Raw genomic sequence first — 2,756 nt, forward strand, 5'->3', positions numbered from 1 at the left:
CCAAGCGTGACCGCGTACGTCTGAAATATTTCGACGTGATCTATCACCTGACCGCAGACATCGCCAAGGAAATGGCGGGCGAATTGGGGCCAGAAATTATCGAAACCGTCGTTGGGCGGGCCGAAGTCAAAGATGTCTTCAAATCGGGCAAGCGCGACAAGGCTGCTGGTCTTTTGGTCACAGAAGGCATCATCAAAAAGGGCTTGTACGCGCGCCTTACCCGCGAAGACGTCATTGTGTCCAAAACCACGATTGCATCGCTGCGCCGCTTCAAGGACAATATCGACGAAGTCCGGGCTGGCCTCGAATGTGGTGTCGTCTTGGCGGATACCAACGATGTCAAGGCAGGCGACATGCTTGAAGTCTTTGAGATCGAGGAGCGTGAACGGACGTTGTGATTTTAGCTCGGTCCTGAGAGTCGAGAATTATGGCTAAACATAACGATACAGGTCCTGAAGGCCGCTCTGTTCGCCTTCTGCGCGTAGGTGAGCAATTCCGGCATATACTGTCGGAACTGCTTGCGCGTGGAGAGGTGCATGACGATATCCTCAACAGCCACAGTGTCAGCGTGACCGAAGTGCGGATGTCGCCTGATTTGCGGCACGCGACAGCGTTCATTAAACCGTTGCTTGGGGTGAACGAAGCTGTCGTCCTTAAGGCTCTGCGCACCAACACCGCGTTTTTCCAGAAGGAGGTCGCTGCCCGTGTGAGCATGAAATACGCCGCGAAGCTGAAATTCCTCGCGGACGATAGTTTTGACCAGGCAACCCATATCGAAGGCTTATTGTCGCAGCCAAAGGTTCAGCAGGATCTGACGGAGGATGAGGCAAGCGATCAAGCTGGCGAGGCTGCATAATGGCAAAGCTGTATTTCTATTATGCGTCGATGAACGCTGGCAAATCGTCCACATTGTTGCAGGCGGCGTTCAATTATGGCGAGCGCGGCATGACGGTAATGCTTTGGACCGCAGCGATTGATGATAGGCCGGGCTTTGGCGCGATTAGCTCGCGTATTGGCCTCGCGGGTAACGCAAGCCGGTTTGAACCCGTTACTGATATTGAAAAGGCAGTGCTTGCCCAGCATCAGGAAACACCTTTGGCTTGCGTGCTGATCGATGAAGCACAGTTTTTGACAAAGGAGCAGGTATGGCAGGCGGCCAGCCTTGCGGACAAGGCGGGCATTCCGGTGGTATGCTATGGCCTGCGCACCGATTTTCAGGGTGAGTTGTTTCCTGGTTCAGCTGCACTTCTTGGGATCGCAGACAATTTGATCGAGTTGAAAGGCGTTTGTGATTGCGGTCGTAAAGCGACAATGAACTTACGGGTGGATGAATTTGGTAAAGCCGTAGTTGATGGCGCGCAAACTGAAATCGGCGGCGACGATCGCTATGTTGCGATGTGCCGCAAACATTTTAATGAGGCGCGGGCGGGACGATAGGTCAGCATGCATGGCTGGATCATCCTTGATAAACCGCTATGGTTGGGTTCAACGCAGGCGGTTGCAGCCGTAAAGCGCAATTTGCGTAGCGCTGGCTTTGGCAAAGTTAAGGTCGGGCACGGCGGGACACTTGATCCGCTCGCAACTGGCGTGCTGCCCATCGCCTTGGGCGAAGCGACCAAATTATGCGGGCGTATGCTTGATGCATCCAAAACGTATGATTTCACGATAAGTTTCGGGACAGAAACCAGCGGCTTGGACGCCGAAGGGCCGATTGTTGCTACGTCTGACCATCGTCCGACGATGAAAGAGCTTGAGGCTGTTCTTCCAAATTTCACTGGGCAGATAGAGCAAATTCCACCTGCTTATTCCGCCATTAAAATAGATGGTAAGCGCGCCTATGACCTTGCTCGGGCAGGTGAGGTCATTGAAATGAAGTCGCGCGCAGTGACGGTCCACGACATTTCCGTCTGTCATGTTGAACGTGCTTCAACTGTGGTGACTGGCGTTCCAGAATCTTACATTCGGCGCGACGACCTGTTGAATGCGGTCACACTCACCGCCGACGTTTCCAAAGGCACATATATCCGCAGCCTAGCGCGTGACATCGCGCATGCGCTTGGGGCGGTTGGGCATGTTTCGATGCTGCGCCGCACGCGTGCCGGGCCGTTCGCCCTAGAAAGCGCGATTTCGCTAGACAAACTGAATGCATTCGGCCAAGGAGCCGCCCAAGAAGACATTATCTTGCCGATAGAGGCAGGGCTGGACGACATCCCGGCTCTGGATCTCTCCCCGGAACAGGCAAGGGCGGTTCAACAGGGCCGCGTCTTGACCGGGATTGCCATGAAAGATGGGCTACATTGGGCGAGGGGCGCAGATTTGCGTCCTATCGCACTGGTGGAGAACATCGACGGAACATTGAAAACCGTCCGTGGCTTTAACCTTACGCCATGATGTTCGAAGGAAAAATATGACGATTACTGCAGAACGTAAAGCCCAGGTCATCAAAGAGCACGCTCGCGAGCCTAACGATACCGGATCACCAGAAGTGCAGGTTGCAATCCTGACTGACCGTATCAATGGCCTGACTTCCCATTTTAAAGATCACCACAAGGACAATCATTCGCGTCGTGGTCTTCTCCAGATGGTCAATAAGCGTCGTTCGCTTCTCGATTATCTCAAAAAAATCGACGGCGCGCGTTATGCCGCCCTTATCGCGAAGCTTGGTCTTCGTAAGTAAATTCACTCTCGGCCCGCTTTGGCGGGCCGTTTGCGTATTGCGTCTCCTGAATATGTTTTGGGGGAGCATGAACAGGGCA

The 2,756-nt window shown here is 53.8% G+C and carries 5 protein-coding genes; all 5 read left to right on the top strand.

Annotated features, from left to right (window positions below; all coding sequences use genetic code 11):
• Positions 1–398: EF-Tu/IF-2/RF-3 family GTPase (locus tag ACIQ2T_RS13055; RefSeq protein ID WP_397591181.1), on the top strand; the 398-nt coding region annotated here is incomplete at its 5' end.
• A 29-nt stretch (positions 399–427) separates the two neighbouring features.
• Entirely contained in the window at positions 428–856 is a 429-nt protein-coding gene (gene rbfA / locus ACIQ2T_RS13060) for a 30S ribosome-binding factor RbfA (RefSeq protein WP_397591182.1), read from the top strand.
• Positions 856–1,437, top strand: a complete 582-nt coding sequence (locus tag ACIQ2T_RS13065) for a thymidine kinase (RefSeq protein WP_397591183.1) — start codon at positions 856–858, stop codon at positions 1,435–1,437. The genes rbfA and ACIQ2T_RS13065 overlap by 1 nt, the downstream gene beginning before the upstream one ends.
• A 6-nt stretch (positions 1,438–1,443) precedes the next feature.
• Positions 1,444–2,391, top strand: coding sequence for a tRNA pseudouridine(55) synthase TruB (truB, locus tag ACIQ2T_RS13070; RefSeq protein WP_397591184.1), 948 nt, complete (start codon positions 1,444–1,446; stop codon positions 2,389–2,391).
• Positions 2,392–2,407: 16 nt separating this feature from the next.
• Positions 2,408–2,677 (top strand): 30S ribosomal protein S15, encoded by a 270-nt coding sequence (gene rpsO / locus ACIQ2T_RS13075; protein ID WP_300034902.1) that lies wholly within the window; start codon positions 2,408–2,410, stop codon positions 2,675–2,677.
• Positions 2,678–2,756 lie beyond the last annotated feature (79 nt).

The organism is Sphingorhabdus sp. (assembly GCF_044357595.1).
GTDB lineage: Bacteria > Pseudomonadota > Alphaproteobacteria > Sphingomonadales > Sphingomonadaceae > Sphingorhabdus_B.